Origin of the sequence: Streptomyces profundus (genome assembly GCF_020740535.1) — a bacterium.
Lineage (GTDB): Bacteria > Actinomycetota > Actinomycetes > Streptomycetales > Streptomycetaceae > Streptomyces > Streptomyces profundus.
The window spans coordinates 3245951-3267138 of the sequence record NZ_CP082362.1; the positions used below are offsets into that span (position 1 = coordinate 3245951).

Below are 21188 nucleotides of genomic sequence, written 5' to 3' on the forward strand. Positions count from 1 at the left end.
CCGTGCGCGCCGGGCCGGAAGGCCGGAGCGCGAACGCGTTCCCGGCCGCCGCTCCGGCCCCGAAGCGGATCTCCCCGATCGGGGCCGCTGCCGCGGGCCGGCGGTGGTTCATCCGCGATTCACGAAGTTCCCAGCGCGGCGCCGGTGGTTCGCAAGTGGCCGCGCAGGCAGGCGCGCCCGATGACCATCCCGAGCACGAGTGCGCCGGTGCCGACAAGCGCCGCGAGATTCGCCGTCTGCTGATCGCTCACCGGCACAAACGCATACCAGTGGGTGCCGTCCGCCCGGTGAATCGGTTCCCATACTCCGGCCGCCAGCACATAGCCGTACACGCCCTGTGCGATCAGCCCGGCGGGCAGCAGGGCGACCAGGCATCCGGCGGTCAAATCCGTCAGCAACCACCACAGCTGCCGCCAACTGGCCCCTTCCCTCAGCAGCGCGAGAGTGCGCGCCGGCGCGTGAGCCTCGCCGCGCGCGGGGAGCTCCCGCCGGGCGGGCAGGGACAGCCCACTCCACCGCGTCGCCAGCGCACGCCGATGGTCCGCCAACGCCCCGATCCAGCCGAAGAGCACCGGGGTGGTGTACAGCCCGACCCCGACCGGGATCAGGCAGATGGACACCACGGCCAAGCAGAGGAGCGGCACGGAGACCGCCAGGGTGAGCGCCGCGAGCGCCAGCGACCGCCAGGGCGCGAGCACCCAACCGGCCACTCGGCCCTCCACCGCGTACCCCACCGAAGCACCCGCCTGTGTCGAGTTCATCGGGACTCCTTTGTGGATATCCCCGGCTTCAGCCGGGGGTGGAAACGAGGCTCCTGCGGAGCAGGGCAGGGGAAGCCGGTTCGCCGTCAGGGCGGACCGGCGTCTACCAGCAACGACCGGCAGTTCACCACTAATTGATCCCTTATCATGTGAACTGTGAAGACCATGCACGTGAAGCGGGCGTTGAAGTACCGCTGCTATCCGACGGATGCGCAGGCGGCGGAGCTGTCGCGCACCTTCGGATGCGTGCGGAAGGTCTACAACCTGGCCCTTGCCGCGCGTACGGAAGCGTGGACGCGGCAGGAGCGGGTGAACTACCACCAGACCTCGGCCATGCTGACGGCCTGGAAGAGGACCGAGGAGTTCGCCTACCTCAACGACGTCTCCTCCGTCCCGCTCCAGCAGGCGCTTCGGCACCTCCAGGGAGCGTTCACCAACTTCTTCGACAAGCGAGCCAAGTACCCGCGTTTCAAGTCGCGGAAGCGATCGCGGAAGTCGGCGGAGTACACCACCTCCGCGTTCCGGCTCCGGGACGGCCGGCTGACCTTGGCGAAGATGGCGGAGCCGCTGGGCATCGTGTGGTCCCGCCCGCTCCCCGAAGGTGCGTCGCCGTCCACGGTGACCGTCTCCCAGGACGCCGCCGGACGCTGGCACGTGTCCCTGCTGGTCCAGGACCCGACCATTCAGCCGCTCCCGGCCACCGACACGGCCGTCGGTATCGATGTCGGACTCGACCACCTGCTGACCCTCTCCACCGGCGAGAAGATCACCAACCCGAGGCACGAGCGTGCGGATCGTGCCCGTCTCGCGAAGGCCCAGCGGCGGCTGGCCCGTAAGGCCGCGGGGGATGGGGCCAACCGCGCCAAGGCCCGCCGGAAGGTCGCCCGGGTGTATGCCCGGATCGCTGACCGTAGGCGGGACCACCTGCACCAGCTGACCACTCGACTCGTGCGTGAACACCAAACGCTCGTGATCGAGGACCTCGCGGTTCGGAACATGGTGCGAAACCACTCTCTGGCCCGCGCCATCTCGGACGCGGCGTGGTCGGAGTTCCGGAGCATGCTGGAGTACAAGGCGGCCTGGTACGGGCGGGAAGTGATCGCGGTCGACCGTTTCTTCCCCTCCTCCAAGCTGTGCTCGACCTGCGGCGCCGTACGAAGTGGGATGCCGCTGCACGTCCGGGTCTGGACGTGCGGCGGTTGCGGGGCGACCCATGACCGGGACGTGAACGCGGCGCGCAACCTGCTGGCCGTCGGGCTGACGGTGTCTGTCTGTGGAGCTGGTGTAAGACCTCAACGGAGTCCTCCGGGCGGGCAGTCGGCGACGAAGCAGAAAACCCCACGGCGCGAGCCGTAGGAATCCCCCTCGTTCACGAGGGGGAGGAAGTCAACGAGCTCACTGCGCTTCCTTAAGTCCCTTGAAATCGCTCTGAGTTGACATAAACGGACCACCGCTGACCACAGCCAACTGGAGACACGACTACGCCCGCCCCACCTCGGCCCCACCGAATCCCGCCGCGTTCCGACGCACGGCACCACGCCCCACGCCCCCCTCGCGCCACGTCCCACGGCCACACCGCTTCGGCCCCACCACGGCCCCGCGCCCCGCACGGTCCCGCGCAGCGGCCCGCGCCCCAAGGGCCGGTATCAACGATCCTTCCGGGGACGGGAGTCGACGTCAGCCCGGCCACCACCCGGGCGAGGGTGTACCCGCCGACACCCCCGCCCGTGCACCCTCCCCCCACCCACCAGACGACAGGCCCGCACCGCCGACACCCCCACCCACCAGGACGGCAACCCCAAGGCGGCAACCCACCGTGGCAAGCCCAAGGCGACGTACCTCAAGGCAGCAACCGCAACGCGGCACACCCCAGGGCGGCAACCCCAACGCGACGTAGCCCAAGGCAGCAACCCCACCGCGGCACACCCCAGGGCGGCAAACCCAAGGCGGCAACCCAAGGCGGCAACCGCAACGCGACGCACCTCATGGCAACAACCGCAACGCGGCACAGCCCAGGACGGCAACCCCAACGCGACGTAGCCCAGGGCGGCAAGCCCACCGCGGCACACCCCAGGGCGGCAAACCCACCACCCCGGACGACCCCCACCCGCCAGGAGGGTCCGACCCCCACCCACCCAGACGACCAGCACCCCGGACGGCTCCCACCCGCCGGGAGGGCACCGCTCCCACCCGCCGGGACGGCACCGCTCCCACCCGCCGGGAGGGCCCGCGTCGCGTAGAAAGCCCTTACCCACCCCCTTGACCGATCCCGGTCGCGCTCATACTGTCGCGCCCACTCGATCTGATTGAAACGACTCAACCCGCATCCGCACAGCGGAAGGACCTCCGATGCGACCTCGACGGCGAGGCAACCGGCACCCGAACGGCGTGAGACGCCGGCTCGGTGTCGCCCTCCTGGCGGCCGGCCTGCTGGCCACCGGCGCCCCCCTGGCCCAGGGCCAGCCCGGTGACCACGGCGGCCACGGCGGCCCTGGGGGCCATGCCTCCGGGCCCCGGATGGAACGGCTCGACCGGGGCCTTACGGCCATCAGCACCGACGAGGGGGTGTTCCTGAGCTGGCGGCTGCTCGGCCCCGAGGCCACAGGACACACCGAAACCGGCGTCGCCGGGCCGGACTTCGTCGTCTACCGCGACGGTGAGGCCCTGACCACGGTCACCGACAGCACCAACTTCCTCGACGAGGGCGGCACCCCGGAGTCCAGCTACCGGGTGGCCGCCGTGGTCGAGGGGCGCGAGCAGCGCCCGAGCGCCCCCGTCGCCCCGACCTCCGAGGCGTTCCACGAGATCCCGCTGCGCAAGCCAGCGGACGGGGTGACGCCGGCCGGCGAGGAGTACACCTACCACGCCAACGACATGAGCGTCGGCGACATGGACGGCGACGGCGCCTACGAGTACGTCGTCAAATGGGATCCGTCGAACTCCAAGGACGTCTCCCAGGTCGGCTACACCGGGCCCGTCTACCTGGACACCTACCGGCTTGACGGGACCCTGCTGCACCGCGTCGACCTGGGCGTCAATGTGCGCGCCGGCGCGCACTACACCCAGTTCCTGGTCGCGGACTTCGACGGCGACGGCCGGTCCGAGCTGATGTTGAAGACCGCCCCTGGCAGTCGGATCATCCGCTATGACGAGCGCGGCGAGGTGCGCTCCGAGCGGTACATCACCATGCCGAGAAGCGACATCCGGGCCGGGTACGGGCATGAGGACGACTACCGACTCAGCGCGGAGGACTACCGTCACCATCTGGTCGAGATGTTCGAGGGCTGGTCGGAGCACCCCGAGGTGGTGGCGGGCAACTGGCCCGCGACGCTGGAGGAGGCGTTCGGCATCGAGCCGAGCTATGCCTATCCGCTCTCCACGACGGACGCGGAAGCCCTCGTCGACCACTTCATCGACGTCTACGCCCCCTCCCGCAGTGCGAACAACAATCTGCGCGCCTTCGAGGGCTTCATCCTGGACGGCCCCGAGTACCTCACCGTCATCGACGGCAGGAGCGGACGCGAGCTGGACACCGTCCGCTACTGGCCCGACCGACATGACGACGGGCTGATGTGGGGCGACTACGCCATGAACCGGATCGAGCCGGGCAACCGCGTCGACCGGTTCCTCGCCACCGTGGCCTACCTCGACGGGCGCACCCCCTCGGCCGTCTTCGCCCGTGGCTACTACACCAGGAGCACCCTGGCCGCCTACCGCTGGGACGGCAGGAAGCTGCGTCAGGAGTGGACCGTGGACAGCGGGTTCGCCCCGATGTCCAACCCGTTCAACGACTCCCCGCACGGCGTGGACGGCACCGATCCGGAGTTCGGCACGCTGACCACCCAGGGCTTCCACTCGCTGAGTTCGGCCGATGTGGACGGCGACGGCCGGCAGGAGATCGTCTACGGCTCCGCCACCATCGACGACGACGGCAGCCTGCTCTACAGTTCGGCGTACCTCATGCCGCCGGAGAGCGCGACGCCGGGCGAGGAGGCCAGACTGGGCCATGGGGACGCCATGCATGTGGCGGACATCGACCCCGACCGCCCGGGGCTTGAGATCTACACCGTGCACGAGGGCGGTGCCTGGGCCCCGCTCGGCTATGCCCTGCGCGACGCCGCCACCGGCGAGGTGCTCCACGGCGGTTACACCGGTGTGGACACCGGGCGCGGGATGATCGGCGACATCGACCCGGACGTTCCCGGCCTGGAGACCTGGGGCTCCCATGGCGTCGGCCTGTGGAGCGCGGGCGGCGAGCAGTTGGGCACGGACATCCCCGGCACCAACATGAGCATCCGCTTCGGGCCCGAGCCCACCACCCAGCTGGTCAACGGGGCGTTGGACGAGACGCCGACCGTGGACGACTGGACGCGCGGCCGGCTGCTGACGGCCGAGGGCACCCGCACCAACAACCACACCAAGGGCAACCCCTCGCTGGTCGCCGACGTCCTGGGCGACTGGCGCGAGGAGTTGCTGGTGCGCACCGAGGACAGCTCGGCGATGCGGATCTATGTGAGCACCGAGGTGACCGGCCACAAGCTCTACACGCTGATGCACGATCCGCAGTACCGCGTTGAGGTGGCGAGGCAGCAGACCACCTACAACCAGCCGGCCTATCCGAGCTTCTATCTGGCCTCGGACATGGACTGGTCGAACGTGCCGCTGCCCCGCCGGTAGCGCACCACCGCCGGCCCGCACGGGACACCCCGGGCGGGCCGGCCCCGACCGTTCAGCGCGTGGCGGCACCCCCGAGGGCCAGTTGCGGCAGCCGGGCGGCCATCGTGCCGATGCCCCGGGGGCCGGGGAGGCGGCGCAGGTCGGACTCGGCGTAGCGATGGCAGTCCTGGTGCCACAGGAGGATGCCGGAGAGCCAGTTCTCCAACTCCCGCACATATCCGTCCAGCACCGCACGCGCCTCGGCGCTCAGGTCGAAGTCGTCGTAGACCACGGGCAGTTCGTGGGCGGCGACATGTTGGAACTGGCGCATCCTGGACTTCATCAGATCGTGCACGATGGCCAGGCCCGTCGGGTAGTCGCAGTCGAAGAAGTTCTGGACCACGAGCACGCCGTTGTGGATCTCGCCCTCGAACTCGATCTCCTTCTGGTACGAGAAGACGTCGTTGAGCAGCGCCGCGTAGTCGGCCGCCGCGTTCTCCAGGGAACGCATGGGGCCGCTGCGGTAGACCTCGGGCGGGACGCTCCGGCCGTGGCCCAGGCGGCAGAGGCTCATCGTGAGGTCGGAGCCGAACGTCATCCGGCGCATCTCGATGTAGTCCACCGGATCGGGCACGCGGTTCCACGCCTGGTTCTCCAGCTCCCAGACCCAGCTGTTGACCATGGTCTCGATGGTGGCCCGGAAGGTGCGCCGCGCCTCCTGGCCCATCGGGGCCGCCGTCCTGGCCCAGAGATCGGCGAGGGAGCGCTCCAGCGCGTTGACCGGCGCGGCGGGCGGACTCCCGTCGACGGGCATGAAGGCGGACATCCGGGCCACGCAGGCGCGGGCGCCGACCAGATCGCGGGACCGGCCGAAGACGGCGGGGAAGTAGTCGTCGCCGTAGGTGCCCCAGGTGAGCCAGCAGGAGGTGAGGTGGAGCCCCTCCTCGGGCGCGTCCGGGTGGATGCCGGCGGCGCAGAGCGGGAAGTCGAAGTCGACCAGATCGGCCTCGTCCCAGACATAGGAGGCGGGATGGCCCGGCTGGGGCCGCAGCAGACCCATCCGATGCGCCCACTCGACCACATGGCGCCGCGAGGCGTTCAGATGCGGGCTCAGCCGCACCTTGAACGGCATCTCGAAGTCCGGGAGTCGGGAGGGCCCGACCGGATGCGGCAGATGGCTGAAGGTGCGCAGCCGGCGGGAGCCCAACCGGCCGACGACGCGCGGGAGATCGGCCGCCGAGGTGCCCAGGCCCGTGGGGACCAGGGGCAACGCGCCGAACGTGGGCCCGCCGGCGCCCGCGTCGACGGCGCCCTCGTTCATATAGCGGCTGGAGCGCAGATGCCACTCGTGGCCGCCGGACTGCCAGTCCTGGAGGCCCTTCACATAGGCGAGCACGGCGGCCTGCTCGACCGGGTCGAGGCCGGTCTCGGCGAAGAGCGGCGCCAGCTCGGTGAGCGTGGTGTGCTCGAACTGCTGGAGACGTGACGTCAGCATGTCGTTGACGGCGGTGGCGGCCTGCTGGGTGGTGCAGTCGAGGAACGTCTCCAACACCAGCACGCCGTTGCTGAGTTCGCCCTCCTCCTCCGTCTCGCGCTGGTAGGAGAAGAGGTCGTTGCGCAGATGCACGCCGTCCGAGAAGGTGTCGCGGAGCACCCGCAGCGGGCGGCTGGACGCGACCCGGGCCGGCACCTCGGTGCCCGTGGCGTACTCGACCAGGCCGGCCGACCAGGGGGCGCCGCCGACCTTGCGGCGCATCTCGATGTACTCGACGGGGTTGGGCACCCGGCCGACGTTGATGTTGGACAGCTCCCAGAGCGACTCGTTGAGGAGATGCTCCGTGCTCTCGGCGAACCTGGCCCGCCAGTCCGCCGACATCGCGGGGATGGTGCGCGCCCAGAGATCGGCGAGGCCGGCCTCGACGGGGTTGGTCGGCTCGGGGGGCGGCGTTCCGTCCATGGGCATGAAGGCGGGCAGCCGATCCAGATACGCCTTGCCGCCCTCGCGGTCCTGGGAGCGTTTGAAGATCTCAAGAAAGTGGTCGTCGAAGAAGAAGACCCACACATACCAGTCGGTGACCAGGGCTAATCCCTCGGCCGATGTGTCGGGGTGGGTGTAGGCGCAGAGCAGCGCGTAGTCGTGCGCCTCAAGATCGCTCTCCGTCCAGATGCCCGAGCCCTCCAGCATTCCCATGCGGTGCGCCCAGGCTCTGGTGTGTGATCTGGCGTGCTCCAGATGGGGGTTGAGCCGCGCTGGGTGCGGCAGATAGAAGTCCGGCAAATCAAACGGCTGTGCCATGATCTCGTCTTTTCCGCCCTGTCCTTGCCGTTCCTCGCGTTTTCACCACGCCCGATCGGCCCAGCCTTACCCGCCGTTCGGTGGAACTACCCAAGTACCCAATAAGTCATATGAGTTGGGTGTCCGGCCGGAACCGGGACGCGAGACAGGGGAAATCCACGCCGATGAACGGTATGAACGCGAACAGCGGTGCGCACTACGCGGAGAGACGATCCTGGAATCCGCTCGGGGCGCCGCCCGTCGAGCTCGGCGCGACGGAGCTGCGGGTCGGCCGGCGGCGCACCCCGCTGGCCGAGCTGCGGCTGGTGGCGATCGCCGACGCCTATCTGCGCGGCGCCTGGCTCGGCGGCGGCGGCAGCGAACGCCCCCTGGCGGAACTCCCGCAGGGCCCGGGCGTCCTGCCGGTGACCCGCGCCAGCGGGGCGGCGGTGCCGGTCGGCGTGCGGAACGTCGCCGCGTTCGCCGCCGCGCTCGGCGAGAGCGCCGTCCGCCTCGCCGGCGGCCGGGAGGTCGTCTGGAAGGCGGCGGCGCTGGCCGAGCGGGACGCCGTCCCGCTGTGGATCGCGCGCCGGCAGGCCCAGGGCCCGCACGGCCACCCGATCCAGGTGGCCGTGGACCGCCGCCTGGTCCGCGCCGACGTGTGGACGAGGGGCGCGCCGCCGGTGCGGCTGCGCGGCCCGCTCGGCTGGATCAACGACGAGCGGGGCGCCGTGGACGGCCTCGATGTGACGGTGGGCGAGCAACGGGCGGCGCTCGGCGCCACGTTCGGCTGGCGGGCCGCCAAGAACGCCGTCACCCTGCGGGCGGACGCCGGCGAGTGGCGGCTGACCAGGACATCCCGCCGGGGCTCCCGGCTCACCCGCGACGGCGAGGCGGTCGCGGAGCTCACCCGCCCCGCCGCGCGACGTTCCCCGGCGGGCGGCGCGCTGCTGCCGTTGGCCGAGATCCGCCATGCCAGCGCCGACCCGCTGGACGCCGTGGCGGCCCATCTCCTCGCGGTCTCCTTCGGCCTGGGGGACGCGGTGGGCACCGTCCGCTTCGGCAGCCCCCGCCCCGTGCCGCGCCCCAACGATCCGCTGCTCTGGGCGGCGCACTGGTACACCGGGCTCGGCGAACACCGGGACGACTCGGGTCCTGGCGCCTCGGGCGACGGCTGGCACGACGGCGGCTCCGGCGGCGACGGGGGCGGCTCCGGCGGCGGGGGCGGCGACGGGGGCGGCGGGGGCGGCGGCGGGGGCGGCGGGGACTGAGCCGTCCGGGGGCCGGTCAGGCCCTGTCGCGCGCGGCGTGGAAGCGCCGCGCGCCGTCCGCCAGATCGACCAGTGGGGGCGGGTAGTCGGGGCGCTCGGCCTCGGGCAGGCGCCAGGGCTGATGCACCGCACGCCCCCTGATTCCGGCCAACTCGGGGACCCAGCGCCGGACATAGTCCCCCGCCGCGTCGAAGCGACGCGCCTGGGTGAGCGGGTTGAGCACCCGCCCCGGGCGCGTGTCGGTGCCGGTGCCGGCCGCCCACTGCCAGTTGAGCTGGTTGTTGGCCATGTCCCCGTCCACCAGCAGGTCGAGGAAGTGCCGCGCGCCGGCCCGCCAGTCCAGATAGAGGGTCTTGGTCAGAAAGCTGGCCACCAGCAGCCGCGCCCGCCCGTGCATCCACCCCTCGTGGCGCAGCTGGCGCATCGCGGCGTCCACCACCGGGTAGCCGGTGCGCCCCGCGCGCCAGGCGTCGAACGCGGCCTGATCGTGGCGCCAACGGTCGTTCCTCGGGCGGTAGTCGCGGTGCCCGGCGGCCGGGCGGGCGGCCAGCACCTGGTGGTGGAAGTCGCGCCAGGCCAGCTGCCGCACGAAGTCGTCAGCGCCGGGGCCGCCCCGCCGTCGCGCCTGGTACAGCACGTCGGTGGGGGAGAGGCAGCCGAAGTGCAGGAACGGGGAGAGCCGCGAGGTGGCGTCGGCCGCCAGATCGTCCGCCGCCGTGTGGTAGTCGTCGAGGTGGCGCCCTGTCCAGGCCGAAAGTCGCCGTCGCCCTCTGGCCTCGCCGCCCCTGGGCAGCCCGGGCGACGGCGTCCCCTTGGCGAGGGAGGCGCCCGTGGGCAGCGGCTCCGACCGCACCTCGGGCACCGGCACGGAGCGCGGCACCGGCAGCGGATCGCGCACCCGCTCGCGGTCCCAGCGGCGGAAGTACGGGGTGAACACCGCGAAGTGGTCGCGGTCGGCGGGCACCAGGGCGCCGGGCGGCACGACCGTCAGCACCGCGTCATGGACGCGCAGGGCGCGTCCGTCCCGTTCGAGCGCCGCGCGCAGGCGCTGTTCACGCCGGTTGGCGAACGCGCTGACGCCCGCCGCCAGATGGACCTCGCCGGCGCCCGTCTCGGCGGCGACCCTGGCGGTTTCGGCCACGGCGTCGCCGTGCCGCACCACCAGTCGGCCGCCTCGTTCCCGCAGCCCCTCGTCCAGTTGGGCCAGCGCGTCCGCCAGGAAGGCGGCCCGGTTGGGCACGACGAACCCGGCCTCGGCGACGCCCTGGTCCACGACGAAGAGCGGCACCACCCGGCGCGCGGCGTCCAACGCCCCGCGCAGCACCGGGTTGTCGCGCAGCCGCAGGTCGGCGGTGAACAGCGCGATCGAGACGTCCATCGCTCCTCCGGGAGCAGTTCAGGGGTGCGCGGGCGCCGGCAGCGCGGCGGGGCCTGCCTCGGCCCGCGCCGCGATCTTGCGGACCATGCCGCCGAACACCCACGCGTGGAAGGGGGCGACGGCCCACCAGTAGAGGTGACCAGCCAGCCCTCGCGGATGGTAGAGCGCCCGCTGCCGATAGACCGTCCGACCCGCCGCGTCGCTGGCCACTCCCAACTCCAGCCAGGCCTCCCCCGGCAGCCGCATCTCCGCCCGCAGCCGCAGCAGGGAGCCGCGTTCCAGCGCCACCACCCGCCAGGAGTCCAGCGCGTCGCCGAGCCGTAGCCGTACCGGATCGGGGCGGCCCCTGCGCAGCCCGGAGCCGCCCCAGAGGGTGTCGAGCCAGCCCCGCACCGCCCAGGCCAGGGGCGAGGAGTACCACCCGTTCTGTCCGCCGATCGACTCGACCACCCGCCAGAGCGCCTCAGGGGGCGCGTTCACCACCCGCTCGCGCCGGTCGGCGTAGAGGGAGCCGCCGGCCCACGCCGGGTCGCTGGGCAGCGGATCGCTGGGCGCCACGGCCTCGGCCGGGGCGACCGCCTCGCCGCCGCCGACCCGACGCAGCGCGCGGCGCAGCGCCAGGTCGAAGCTGAGGAATCCGCCGGGCGGTGGCAGCACGTAGCAGGTGATGTCCTGTTCATGGCAGACCACCTCGTAGCGCAGGGACTCCACCAACGGCCGGGCCAGCGCCCGGGGCACGGGGGTGACCAGGCCGACCCAGAGGCTGGAGAGCCGGGGGGTGAGCACCGAGAGCGGCAGGATGACCCGCCGGGGCAGCCCGGCGTGCAACGCGTAGCGCCGCATCATGGCCTCATAGGTGAGCACGTCGGGGCCGCCGATGTCGAACCGCCGGCTGACGTGCTCGGGCAGCCGCGCGCTCCCCACCAGCAGATGCAGTACGTCCCGAACGGCGATGGGCTGGACCCGCGAACGAACCCAGCTCGGGGTGGTCATCACCGGAAGTCGTTCGGTCAGATGACGCAACATCTCGAAGGACGCGGAGCCGGAGCCGATGATCACCGCCGCCCCGAGCACCGCCGTCGGCACCCCCGACTCCAGCAGGATGCGCCCCACCTCCGCGCGCGACCGCAGATGCGGCGAGAGTTCCTCCTCCGGCACATCGGGCGGGGTCAGCGCGCCCAGATAGACGATGCGCCGCACGCCGGCGACGCGCGCCCGCTCGCCGAACACCCGGGCCGCGCGCCGGTCGGTCTCGGCGAAGTCCGAGCCACCGCCGAGCGCGTGCACCAGGTAGTACGCCACATCGATGTCCCGCAGCGCCTCGGTCAACGAGTCGGCGTCCGTGACGTCCCCGCGTGCCACCGACACCCGCCCCGACCACGACCGACCGTGCAGCTTGGCGGGGCGCCGCGCCAGGCAGCGCACCGTGTGGCCGGCGGCCAGCAGCTCGGGGACCAGCCGGCCGCCCAGATAACCGGTGGCGCCCGTGACCAGGCAGCGCAGTGGCGGTTCTGCTTCGGCTTGCCCCATATGAGCCTCCGGTCGGCGGCGCGACGCACCCGTAGGTTCCCCCTCCCGTTCATGCTTGGCGGCCCCGCCAACGCCCGCAAGCGCGGCGGCCGAGGACCGGCGGGCGGCGGGCGGCAGCGGGGGACCGCCGGCGGCCGTCGTTCCCACGATCCGATGACCACGGAATCGATGATCGGATCGCGTTTCCCCGTTCGAGTGAAAACAACGCCCCCGGTTCCCCAAGCGGAACGAATCCTCGCTCGTGTGTTCGCCCCGGGTCCTGGGCCGTGACCTGACGGGCGTGGCGACCGTTGGCCCCTTCGGATGCCCACGGTGAGGAGTGATCAGGATGTCCATGCCGACGCCGCCGGGTGTCTTCCCGTTGGTGTTCCCCCTCGCCTTCCCGCTGGAGCGGGCAGTGGCGGCGGCCCGCGAACGCCCCCTCGCGCGCACCAGGGGGTTCGCCTCCCCCCTCACCCGGATGCTGCTCAGCAGCGAGGGCCAGACCACCACCTTGTTGGAATCACTGTCGGGAGAATCGTTGCGGCTACGGTTCCTCGCCCAGTTACGGGTCACCGCCCGACAGACCGGCGAGGGCGTCGCCGCGCTGCTGCGCACCGGCGAGGACGACGGTGTCCTGGTCCGCCACACCGCCACGGTCAGGGCCGGCGACGAGCCGCTCTCCGTGAACCACGTGGTCGCGCGGCTGGATCTGGCGCCCGCCATCGAGCACTGCCTCACCAGCACCTCGATACCGCTGGGCCGCGCGCTGACCGAGGCCGGCACGGGCCACCGCCGCACCCTGCTCGACACCGGTCGGCGCCGCTGGGAACAGGACGGCGACCGCCGCACGGCCTGCTACAAGACCTATCTGGTCTGGCATGGCGACGAGCCGCTGGTGCTGATCAACGAGCTGTTCAACCCCTTGTTCGTCCCGGCCGGCTGAAGGAACCCCAAGGATGCGACGACTGCGTACCGAGGTCGGCATCGTCGGCGCCGGCCCCGCCGGGCTCGCGTTGGCCAATGTGCTGGCCCGCGCCGGCGTCGACTGCCTGGTGGTGGAGCGAAGCTCAAGGGAGCGGGTGGAGACGCGTCAGCGCGCCGGTCTGCTGGAGCACCGCACCGTGCGGTGGCTGCGCGGACAGGGGCTCGCCGACGGGCTGTTGGCCGACGCGACGCGCCACGGCTGGTGCGACTTCCGCTGTCTGGGACATACCGTTCGAGTGGACTACGGAGCGTACTCCGGCGGGCGTGAACACTGGGTCTACCCGCAGCAGCGCCTGGTTTCGGACCTCATCGGGACCCTGGAGAAGGCGGGCCCCCCACCCCTGTTCTCCCATACCGTGCGGGCGGTGACGGACGTCGCCTCCCGACGTCCCCGGCTCAAGTGTGAAGGTATGGAGATCGAATGCGACTACGTGGTGGGCTGCGACGGCTTTCGCGGCGTCTCGCGTGCCGCGCTGCCCGCCACCGGGCACCGCGTTCACAACCGGCGCTATCCGTACGACTGGTTGACGGTGCTGGCCGAGGTGGACCGGCCGGCCGAGGGAGTGGTGTACGCGGTACACCCCGACGGCTTCGCCGGGATGATGCCGCGTGGCCCGCGGATCAGCCGCTTCTACCTCCAGTGCCCGCCGGACGACTCGCCGGACGCCTGGCCGGCGGGGCGGATCGTCAAGGAGCTGCGCGGCCGGTTGGCCGGCGCGCTGCCGACCATCGGCGCGCTGCCCGAGGTGCGGATGCTGCGGATGCGCAGCAGCGTCACCGAGCCGCTGAGCCACGGCCGGCTGCTGCTCGCGGGCGACGCGGCGCATGTGCTGACGCCGTCGGGCGCCAAGGGCATGAACCTGGCCATCGCGGACGCCGCGCACCTCGGCACCGCCCTGGTCAACCGCCTCAGGCACGGCGACGGTCGGGCGCTCGCCTCCTACAGCTCGGCGCGAGGGGCCGACGCCCGGCGGGTGTTGGGCTTCTCCGAGTGGCTGCTGGGACTGCTGCACCTGCCGAACGAGACGGGCGCCGGCGGCCCGCGGGCGGAGCTGAGGGAGCGGTTGGCCGCGATACGCCGACTGGCCGAGCCAGGCCCGGAGTCGGCCGCGTTCGCCCATCGCTATGTCGGCTCCGGCGCGGAGGATGGGCCCGATGACCCTCCTGGCTGAGAACGTCCGTGCGCTGTACGGATTCTCCCGGGGCACCCAGGCGACGCTCAGCGTGGCGCAGCCGCTGCTCGGCCTGCTGCTCGCCGGCGGCCTGCCCCCGGGCCGGCTGCTGCTGTGCGCGCTGGCCTCGTTCGCCGCGTTCTTCGCGGTGTTCGCGGTGAACGACCTCATCGACGCCCGGATCGACCAGCAGCGGTTCGCCCATCTCAGGGACTACGACGGCTTCGACATCGACAGCGCCGGGGTGCGTCATCCGCTGGCCCAGGGCCGGCTCAGCCTGGCCATGGCCGCCTCCTGGGTCGCCTCGCTCGGCGCCGCCGCGCTGGTGCTCGCGGCGCTGATCAGCTGGGTCTGCGTGGTGCTCTTCGTCGCGGCGGCGCTGCTTGAGGCGCTCTACTGCAAGCTCGCCCGGGTCACCCCCTACAAGGCGCTGCTCACCGGCGTGATGGTCGCGCTGGGCGGCTGCGTCGGCTGGTTCGCGGTGACCAACGCGATCGACCAGCCGGTGCTCTGGCTGTTCGCGATCTGGCTGGCGGCCTGGGAGATCGGGGGCCGCAACATCGTCAACGACCTGGCGGACGTCGAGGAGGACATCCATCTCGGGGTGCGCACCATCCCGGTGGTCTACGGCCAGCGGGTGAGCGTGGTGCTGGCCTTCGGCGCCCTGCTGGTCGCCTTCCTCGCCAGCGTGGGGATGATGGTCTGCGCGTTCCCCGCCTTCGGGCTCCTCGGCGTCGCCGGCACGGTCCTGGCCGGCGGCTACGCGCTGGTCACCCCCGGCTTCCGGCTGCTGCGCGACCCCCACCCCAGGACCGCGCTCGCGGTGTTCAACCGCGCCTCCCTCTATCCGGTGGTGCTCCTCCTGATGGCGCTGGTGGGGCTGGCCGTCCGTCAGCTCTCGGGGCTCTGATCCGGCCCTGGTGGCTTCCGGTCAACCGAGCAGGGTGGCCACCAGGGCGAGGACGGGAACGGCGAGCGCCGTGGTGAGCAGGACGGCCTCCCGGGCCAGCCGGAGGCCGACGCCGTAGTGGGAGGCGTAGGTGAACACGTTCTGCGCCGTGGGCAGGGCGACGGTCACCACCACGATCAGCTGGGCCTCCCGGTCGAGCCCGAAGGCCAGCGCCAACAGCCAGGCCAGCAGCGGCGCGACCACGGACTTGAGGGCGACCGACAGCAGTACCTGGGCGCGGTCGGGGCCGCGCCCGGGCAGCTCGCTGCCGTGCAGGGAGATCCCGAAGGCCAGCAGCACGGCGGGGACGGCCATGTTGCCCAGCAGGGTGATCGGTTCCAGAAGCGTGGTGGGCGGATTCCATCCCGTTCCGGCCACCGCGACGCCGCCCAGCGCTCCCAACACAATGGGATTCCGAAACGGCGTGGTCAGCCGACGCCAGACGCCGCTCGGCTCCGCGCCGCGCTCCCCCGTCAGGTCGAGCAGCGTCAACACCACCGGGGTGACCAACAGCTGCTGGAAGAGCAGCACGGGCGCCACCAGCGAGATGTCCTCCAACACATAGACGGCCACCGGGATGCCCAGATTGGCGATGTTCACATAGCCGGCGCAGAGCGCCCCGATCACGGCGGGCCCCACGCCCCAGCGGCGCACCAGGGCTACGACCACATAGGCGCCGGCGGCCAGCACCATGGCGAGCGCGGCGACCAGCAGGCGGGGCGAGAACAGCGCCGACAGATCGGCCTCGGAGACGGTCACGAAGAGCAGCGCGGGGGTCGCCACCTGGAAGGCGAGCCGCGTCAGCACCTCGCGTCCGTTCACCCCGAGCGAGCCGCGCCGCCCCAGCAGGTAGCCGACGCCGATGAGGGACGCGATGATCACGAATCCGGTCAGCACCCCACGCATGGTCGAACTCTCCGCCGCGGGTGATCAACGGTCAATGCCACGCTCGGATAGCGAGACCGTTCGGCAATTCACACAGAAACGATCAAACATGCCGAATTCGCTACGCTCCTGATCCGCGAATCGGCCACATATGTGCAATAACGTCCGGTCTCATGATCGGTCTTCTCGTGACGGCACTCACCCCCCTGCTGACCGCCGGACTGCTGCTCGCACCCTCGCGGGCGGAACCGCGGACGGACCCGGCCACTCCGACCGCCGACGACCCCGTCCTTCGCGGCGAGGAGCTGGCCGAACGGACGGCCGCCGGCACCACGGCGGCCGGCACCCTGCGGCACCTCGCCGCCTTCCAGTCCATCGCCGAGGCGAACGACGGCCACCGCGCCGCCGGCAGCCCGGGCCACGAGCAGTCAGCCCGCTACGCCGGCGCCCTGCTGGCGGACGCCGGCTACCAGGTCAGCTACCAGCGCTTCGCCTTCCCCTACCGGGAGCCGCTCGCCGAACGGCTGACCCTGCTGGGCCCCGAGGAACGCGATATCCCGGTCAAGGCCATGTCCTACACCGGCAACACCGAGGACGGTGGCCGCACCGCGCCGCTCGCCGAGGTGCGCGCGCACGGCGACGGCGGCGCCGGCTGCGCCGCCGACGACTTCGCCGACCGCGACTGGCGGGGCCGGGTGGCCCTGATCCGGCGCGGCGACTGCACCTTCGCCGCCAAGCAGGCGAACGCGGCCGAGGCGGGCGCCGTGGGCGTGCTGATCTACAACACCGACCCCGGCCAACTCTCCGGAACCCTGGGCGACCCCGACCCGGGCGCCCTCCCCACCGGCGGCATCTCGGGCGCCGACGGCGAAGCCCTCTCCGCCACCCTCGCCGAGGCACCGGCCGACGCCCAGCCGAGCGTCCGGCTGGAGCTCAGGGAGCTGGTGGAGGAGCGCCACACCACCAACGTGATCGCCGAGACCCCACACGGCGACCCGTCCCAGGTGGTCCTCGCCGGCGCCCATCTGGACTCCGTGAGCGAGGGCCCGGGCATCAACGACAACGCCTCGGGCGCCGCCGGGGTGCTGGAGGCCGCGCTCCAACTGGCCCTGGCCACCCCGGAGGGCGACCACCCCCACAAGGTCCGCTTCGCCCTCTGGTCCGCCGAGGAGCTGGGCCTGCGCGGCGCCGAGCACTATGTGGAGAGCCTCTCCCCCACGGAGCGGGACGCCATCGCCCTCTATCTCAACTTCGACATGATCGGCTCGCCCAACTACGGCCTCTTCGTCTACGACGGCGCCTCCCACGACGAGGACTCCGCGCGGATCGCCGACGACCTGGGCGCCTTCGTCGGCGAAGTGGCCGGCCAGGACGGCCAACAGGACCCCGCCCGCCCCACCCCGTTCGACGACCGCAGCGACTACGCCCCCTTCCTCGCCGCCGGCATCCCGGCCGGTGGCACGTTCACCGGAAGCGACGGGCTCAAGACCGAGGAGGAGGCCGCGCTCTGGGGCGGCAGGGCAGGCGAGCCCTACGACCCCTGCTACCACCGGAGCTGCGACGACCTGGACAACATCAGCCCCGAGGCGCTGGAGATCAACGCCAGAACCATCGCGCACGCCGTCGGACGCTACGCCTGGCACACCCCGGTCGGACCACGCGGCGCGGCAGCCGAAAGCACCGCCGAACGCCGCTGACCTGCGGCGCTGCCGGAGCCACCGGCCCTTACCACGCCAGGAGGCTGCGACCGGAGCGCCGCGCCCGGTAGGCTCTCCGTGTGATCTTCAAGCGCATCGGAAACGGACGGCCCTATCCGGACCACGGCCGGGACCACACCCGGGAGTGGTCCGACGTCGCACCGCGCCCGGTCCGCCTGGACCAACTGGTCACCACCAAACAACAGCTCGACCTGGAGACCCTGCTGGCCGAGGACTCCACCTTCTACGGGGATCTCTTCGCCCATGTGGTGAAGTGGCAGGGCGACCTCTATCTGGAGGACGGGCTGCACCGGGCGGTCAGGGCCGCCCTCCAGCAGCGCCAGGTGCTGCACGCCAGGGTGCTTGAGCTGGACTGACGGGCATGCCGGGTTGACGGGCCGTTTCCCGGGCCGCCGCGCATCCGGGCCCGTCGGTCCGTTGCCCCGTTCGGGGTCCCACCAGCAATTCAGCTGATCATTTATTGGGCAGTGGCCACGACTCTGACTACGCTGCCGACATGAGCATGTTGACGCCCCCGGGCATGGGCGGCAAGAAATTCCGTGTCACGGGCGACCGTTACCCGCGGATGCGCCGCCCGCGTCACCGCCGCAGAGTGCTGGCCGTGGTGGGCTCGGTGGCCGCGCTGGGCCTGCTCGGCTTCGGAACCGTCCAGCTCATCGACGTCTTCACGGGCGACGGCGACGGCGACCGCTCCACCGAGGCGAGGTCCAACGCCGCAGGGACGGGGGACTGCACGCCCACCGCCGACGCGGCCGAGGAGACGGAGGCGTCAGCCGCCGAGCTGCCGAAACCTTCCGCCATCACCGTCAACATCTACAACGCCACCCCCCGCACCGGGCTGGCCCAGGACACCGCCGAACTGCTGGAGGAACGCGGCTTCGTCATCGGCGAGGTGGCCAACGCCCCCGAGGAACTCGACGGGCGGATCGCCTCCCCCGGCCTCCTCCTCGGCACCGAGACGGCCACCGCCTCGGGCGCCGTCGACGTCCTCGCCACCCAACTGGCCGGCGCCGAGGCGGGCGACCCCACACCGGACGAGGAGGCCGCCACCGACGAGGAGACGGACCCGGCCAGCTCGGTCGACCTGGTGCTGGGCGACGGCTTCACCGAACTCACCACGCCGGACGAGGCCGAGGCCCTGCTGGCCGAACTCGCCGGACCGGACCCGGCGACCCCCGCCGCCCAGGACTGCTGACCCAAGCCGCGCCGGGCCGGCGCGGCGGCGAGGGCTCAGACCGTGCCGTACATCCGATCCCCCGCGTCGCCAAGACCCGGCACGATGAAGCCCTCCTCGTTCAGCCGCTCGTCCAGCGCCGCCGTGACCACCGTGACCGGGGATCCGGAGAGCGCGCCCTCCAGCCGCTCCACGCCCTCGGGCGCCGCCAGCAGGCAGATCACCGTGACATCGTCGGCGCCGCGCCGGATCAGCTCGTCGATCGCGGCGACCAGGGTGCCGCCGGTGGCCAACATCGGATCGAGCACATAGACCTGGCGACCCGACAGATCGTCCGGCATCCGGTTGGCGTAGGTGGACGCCTCCAGCGTCTCCTCGTCCCTGATCATCCCGAGGAAGCCGACCTCGGCGGTGGGCAGCAGCCGCACCATGCCGTCCAACATGCCCAGGCCGGCCCGGATGATCGGCACCACCAACGGCCGGGGATGGGAGAGCCGCACCCCCGTGGTGCCGGTGACCGGCGTGCGGATATCCACCTGCTCGGTCCGCACATCGCGGGTCGCCTCGTAGGCCAGCAGGGTGACCAACTCGTCGGCCAGCCGCCGGAACGTGGGGGAATCGGTGCGCTGATCGCGCAGCGTGGTCAGCTTGTGCGCCACCAGCGGGTGGTCGACGACATGGGTCCGCATGTGTTCGACACTAGCGAACGCCACTGACACCCGTTCGCCCGCCGGCGCCTACCCGCGCTCTCGGGCACATCGGCACGCCACGCACACATCAGCCGTGACCTCCCGGTGGACACGCTGTGGCGGCGGCATGGAGAGTGGTGACCGGCAGTGCCACGCCCACGGCCGGAACAACACACGCGGACATTCCGTTGGCGAACTGCCGAGTTACCCGACAGCGCACCCCTTATCTGCCACGATGCTCAAGGGCACTGCCGAACCGAGTGGGGAGAGTCACGGTGTACTTCACCGCACTGCTCGCGCGGACCGATCACGGTTGGGAAGCGAGTGATACAGAGCTGGACGATGTGGAGAGCCTCGACGAGTTGGCCGAGCTGGCGCGTGCCGCCGTCGCCGACGACGAGACGGTGCTCGTCTGCATCGAGCAGGAGGGGGCCTGGTTCGGCCTCGTCCGGGTGGATGGCGAGGACGACCCGCGCGTCTTCGTCTCGGACGCCGCACGGGCGCTGCGCAGCGCGTACGGCGAGATTCTGCTCACCGACGAGCTTCTGGGCCGCTCGCCGACCGCCTCCGACGCCCTTGAGCGTCTGGTGGATCTCGACGGCACCGAGGAAGGTCCGGACGAGCAGGAGCAGTTGACCGACGAACAGGACGACGAGACGGCCGGCGGCGAGGCCGTGCCGCACGGCCCGGTCGGCGACGCCGGCCTGCTGAGCGACCTCGGCATCGACACCGGCACCGTGCTCACCCTCAGCCCGGACGACGCGCTCGGCGAGATCGCCGACGCGCTCGGCTGCGCCGATGTCCTGGAGGCGGTCAGGTGATGGCCCGCAGGTGAGCGACCCGCTGCGTGATCCCTGGCGCCCGGCGATGCGCCGGGCCCTGGCCCAGGCGCGGCAGGCGGCGCTGGCCGGCGACGTGCCGGTCGGCGCCGTCCTGCTCGGCCCCGGCGGGCCCGGGGGGCCCGTGCTCGCCGAGCGCCACAACGAACGGGAGGCGGGGAACGACCCCACCGCGCACGCCGAGGTGCTGGCACTGCGCGACGCGGCACGGCGGCTGGGCGAGTGGCGGCTGACGGACTGCACGCTGGTGGTCACCCTGGAGCCCTGCACCATGTGCGCGGGCGCCTCCGTGCTGTCCCGGGTCGACCGGGTGGTCTATGGCGCCCCCGACGCCAAGACCGGCGCGGCCGGCTCCCTCTGGGACGTCATCCGCGACCGCCGCCTCAACCACCGCCCCGAGGTCGTCTCCGACGTCCTCGGCACCGAGTGCGCCCGACTCCTGACCGACTTCTTCCGCGACCCGGGCAGCCCGAGCAACCCGGGCAGCCCCGGGAAGCCCGGGAACCCGGGGAACTCCTCAACCGGTTTCAGCCCACGCGGCCATGTGGGATAGGCTCTCTCCCGGTAGCGTGTCCGAGCGGCCTAAGGAGCTCGCCTCGAAAGCGAGTGTGGGGGCAACTCCACCGAGGGTTCAAATCCCTCCGCTACCGCTCTGAGCACCACGTTCGACGGCCCGGCCCCCGCGAGGGAGCCGGGCCGTCGGCGTTGGCGTCTCGGTTTCCGTCTCGGTTGGGTGGCTAGACTCGGCGCGGGAGGCGCAGATGACGTTGGTGATGGCCAGGAAGGTCGGCCTCTATCTGCTGGTCGTGGGCGTGCTGTACTCCGTGATCAGCTTTCCGGACCGCTCGGGGGAGTTCGCCCAGTTGGTCTTCACCGCGCTGGCCGGGGCCGTCGACGCGCTGTTCGCCCCGTTGAGCTGACGGCG

At 71.9% G+C, this 21188-nt stretch carries 18 protein-coding genes and 1 tRNA gene; 13 read left to right on the forward strand and 6 right to left on the reverse strand.

What is annotated here, in order from left to right:
• Nucleotides 1-119: 119 nt before the first annotated feature.
• On the reverse strand, nt 120-761 hold the full coding sequence (locus K4G22_RS14150) for a sensor domain-containing protein (protein WP_228080595.1): 642 nt from the start codon (nt 759-761) through the stop codon (nt 120-122).
• Between the two features lie 165 nt (nt 762-926).
• Here K4G22_RS14150 and K4G22_RS14155 point away from each other — a divergent pair, with 165 nt between their 5' ends.
• Both K4G22_RS14155 and K4G22_RS14160 read left to right on the forward strand, forming a co-directional pair.
• A complete protein-coding gene (locus tag K4G22_RS14155) occupies nt 927-2117 on the forward strand; it encodes an RNA-guided endonuclease InsQ/TnpB family protein (protein WP_228084079.1) in 1191 nt (396 codons plus the stop codon).
• 1032 nt (nt 2118-3149) lie between these two features.
• Nucleotides 3150-5438: a rhamnogalacturonan lyase gene (locus tag K4G22_RS14160; protein ID WP_228080596.1), complete on the forward strand. Its 2289-nt coding sequence runs from the start codon at nt 3150-3152 to the stop codon at nt 5436-5438.
• Between the two features lie 52 nt (nt 5439-5490).
• Here the strand turns inward: K4G22_RS14160 and K4G22_RS14165 are convergent, their stop codons facing one another.
• Nucleotides 5491-7713 (reverse strand): terpene synthase family protein, encoded by a 2223-nt coding sequence (locus K4G22_RS14165; RefSeq protein ID WP_228080597.1) that lies wholly within the window; start codon nt 7711-7713, stop codon nt 5491-5493.
• Nucleotides 7714-7877: 164 nt separating this feature from the next.
• Between K4G22_RS14165 and K4G22_RS14170 the strand changes: the two genes are divergently transcribed.
• On the forward strand, nt 7878-8963 hold the full coding sequence (locus K4G22_RS14170; RefSeq protein ID WP_228080598.1) for a hypothetical protein: 1086 nt from the start codon (nt 7878-7880) through the stop codon (nt 8961-8963).
• A gap of 16 nt (nt 8964-8979) precedes the next feature.
• Here the strand turns inward: K4G22_RS14170 and K4G22_RS14175 are convergent, their stop codons facing one another.
• A complete protein-coding gene (locus K4G22_RS14175) occupies nt 8980-10341 on the reverse strand; it encodes a cryptochrome/photolyase family protein (protein WP_228080599.1) in 1362 nt (453 codons plus the stop codon).
• An 18-nt stretch (nt 10342-10359) separates the two neighbouring features.
• Nucleotides 10360-11871, reverse strand: a complete 1512-nt coding sequence (locus tag K4G22_RS14180; RefSeq protein ID WP_228080600.1) for an SDR family oxidoreductase — start codon at nt 11869-11871, stop codon at nt 10360-10362.
• A gap of 328 nt (nt 11872-12199) precedes the next feature.
• On the opposite strand from K4G22_RS14180, the gene K4G22_RS14185 reads away from it, so the two are divergent.
• From K4G22_RS14185 to K4G22_RS14195, 3 genes are read left to right on the forward strand one after another with little or no spacing between them, the layout of a single operon-like run.
• On the forward strand, nt 12200-12796 hold the full coding sequence (locus tag K4G22_RS14185) for a hypothetical protein (RefSeq protein WP_228080601.1): 597 nt from the start codon (nt 12200-12202) through the stop codon (nt 12794-12796).
• A 13-nt stretch (nt 12797-12809) separates the two neighbouring features.
• Nucleotides 12810-14009, forward strand: coding sequence for a 4-hydroxybenzoate 3-monooxygenase (locus tag K4G22_RS14190; protein ID WP_228080602.1), 1200 nt, complete (start codon nt 12810-12812; stop codon nt 14007-14009).
• Nucleotides 13993-14919, forward strand: coding sequence for a UbiA family prenyltransferase (locus K4G22_RS14195; protein ID WP_228080603.1), 927 nt, complete (start codon nt 13993-13995; stop codon nt 14917-14919). The genes K4G22_RS14190 and K4G22_RS14195 overlap by 17 nt, the downstream gene beginning before the upstream one ends.
• Before the next feature lie 21 nt (nt 14920-14940).
• Here the strand turns inward: K4G22_RS14195 and K4G22_RS14200 are convergent, their stop codons facing one another.
• Nucleotides 14941-15864: an AEC family transporter gene (locus tag K4G22_RS14200; protein WP_228080604.1), complete on the reverse strand. Its 924-nt coding sequence runs from the start codon at nt 15862-15864 to the stop codon at nt 14941-14943.
• Nucleotides 15865-16016: 152 nt separating this feature from the next.
• Between K4G22_RS14200 and K4G22_RS31820 the strand changes: the two genes are divergently transcribed.
• The 3 genes from K4G22_RS31820 to K4G22_RS14220 all read left to right on the forward strand — a co-directional run bounded on the left by K4G22_RS31820 (nt 16017) and on the right by K4G22_RS14220 (nt 18756).
• A complete protein-coding gene (locus K4G22_RS31820) occupies nt 16017-17540 on the forward strand; it encodes a M28 family peptidase (RefSeq protein WP_322785097.1) in 1524 nt (507 codons plus the stop codon).
• Nucleotides 17541-17620: 80 nt separating this feature from the next.
• Nucleotides 17621-17917 (forward strand): type II toxin-antitoxin system VapB family antitoxin, encoded by a 297-nt coding sequence (locus tag K4G22_RS14215; protein WP_062209395.1) that lies wholly within the window; start codon nt 17621-17623, stop codon nt 17915-17917.
• A 140-nt stretch (nt 17918-18057) separates the two neighbouring features.
• Nucleotides 18058-18756 carry a LytR C-terminal domain-containing protein gene (locus tag K4G22_RS14220; RefSeq protein ID WP_228080605.1) on the forward strand — a complete coding sequence of 233 codons (699 nt, stop codon included), beginning with the start codon at nt 18058-18060 and terminating at the stop codon, nt 18754-18756.
• Between the two features lie 35 nt (nt 18757-18791).
• Here the strand turns inward: K4G22_RS14220 and upp are convergent, their stop codons facing one another.
• Entirely contained in the window at nt 18792-19424 is a 633-nt protein-coding gene (upp, locus tag K4G22_RS14225) for a uracil phosphoribosyltransferase (RefSeq protein WP_228080606.1), read from the reverse strand.
• Nucleotides 19425-19699: 275 nt separating this feature from the next.
• Here upp and K4G22_RS14230 point away from each other — a divergent pair, with 275 nt between their 5' ends.
• The 4 genes from K4G22_RS14230 (at nt 19700) to K4G22_RS14245 (ending at nt 21183) form a co-directional block, all read left to right on the forward strand.
• Nucleotides 19700-20245 carry a tRNA adenosine deaminase-associated protein gene (locus tag K4G22_RS14230; protein WP_228080607.1) on the forward strand — a complete coding sequence of 182 codons (546 nt, stop codon included), beginning with the start codon at nt 19700-19702 and terminating at the stop codon, nt 20243-20245.
• A complete protein-coding gene (gene tadA, locus K4G22_RS14235; RefSeq protein ID WP_228080608.1) occupies nt 20223-20816 on the forward strand; it encodes a tRNA adenosine(34) deaminase TadA in 594 nt (197 codons plus the stop codon). The genes K4G22_RS14230 and tadA overlap by 23 nt, the downstream gene beginning before the upstream one ends.
• Nucleotides 20817-20826: 10 nt before the next feature.
• Nucleotides 20827-20913: transfer RNA gene (locus tag K4G22_RS14240), tRNA-Ser, on the forward strand.
• A gap of 111 nt (nt 20914-21024) precedes the next feature.
• A complete protein-coding gene (locus K4G22_RS14245) occupies nt 21025-21183 on the forward strand; it encodes a hypothetical protein (protein ID WP_228080609.1) in 159 nt (52 codons plus the stop codon).
• Nucleotides 21184-21188: the final 5 nt, after the last annotated feature.

Excerpts from the sequence above, each read along its gene's own strand:
- K4G22_RS14150 (WP_228080595.1), bottom strand. The coding sequence starts at position 761 with ATGAACTCGACACAGGCGGGTGCTTCGGTGGGGTACGCGGTGGAGGGC.
- K4G22_RS14155 (WP_228084079.1), top strand. The coding sequence starts at position 927 with ATGCACGTGAAGCGGGCGTTGAAGTACCGCTGCTATCCGACGGATGCG.
- K4G22_RS14165 (WP_228080597.1), bottom strand. The coding sequence starts at position 7,713 with ATGGCACAGCCGTTTGATTTGCCGGACTTCTATCTGCCGCACCCAGCG.
- K4G22_RS14170 (WP_228080598.1), top strand. The coding sequence starts at position 7,878 with ATGAACGGTATGAACGCGAACAGCGGTGCGCACTACGCGGAGAGACGA.
- K4G22_RS14175 (WP_228080599.1), bottom strand. The coding sequence starts at position 10,341 with ATGGACGTCTCGATCGCGCTGTTCACCGCCGACCTGCGGCTGCGCGAC.
- K4G22_RS14180 (WP_228080600.1), bottom strand. The coding sequence starts at position 11,871 with ATGGGGCAAGCCGAAGCAGAACCGCCACTGCGCTGCCTGGTCACGGGC.
- K4G22_RS14185 (WP_228080601.1), top strand. The coding sequence starts at position 12,200 with ATGTCCATGCCGACGCCGCCGGGTGTCTTCCCGTTGGTGTTCCCCCTC.
- K4G22_RS14190 (WP_228080602.1), top strand. The coding sequence starts at position 12,810 with ATGCGACGACTGCGTACCGAGGTCGGCATCGTCGGCGCCGGCCCCGCC.
- K4G22_RS14195 (WP_228080603.1), top strand. The coding sequence starts at position 13,993 with ATGACCCTCCTGGCTGAGAACGTCCGTGCGCTGTACGGATTCTCCCGG.
- K4G22_RS14200 (WP_228080604.1), bottom strand. The coding sequence starts at position 15,864 with ATGCGTGGGGTGCTGACCGGATTCGTGATCATCGCGTCCCTCATCGGC.
- K4G22_RS31820 (WP_322785097.1), top strand. The coding sequence starts at position 16,017 with ATGATCGGTCTTCTCGTGACGGCACTCACCCCCCTGCTGACCGCCGGA.
- K4G22_RS14220 (WP_228080605.1), top strand. The coding sequence starts at position 18,058 with ATGAGCATGTTGACGCCCCCGGGCATGGGCGGCAAGAAATTCCGTGTC.
- upp (WP_228080606.1), bottom strand. The coding sequence starts at position 19,424 with ATGCGGACCCATGTCGTCGACCACCCGCTGGTGGCGCACAAGCTGACC.
- tadA (WP_228080608.1), top strand. The coding sequence starts at position 20,223 with ATGTCCTGGAGGCGGTCAGGTGATGGCCCGCAGGTGAGCGACCCGCTG.
- K4G22_RS14245 (WP_228080609.1), top strand. The coding sequence starts at position 21,025 with ATGACGTTGGTGATGGCCAGGAAGGTCGGCCTCTATCTGCTGGTCGTG.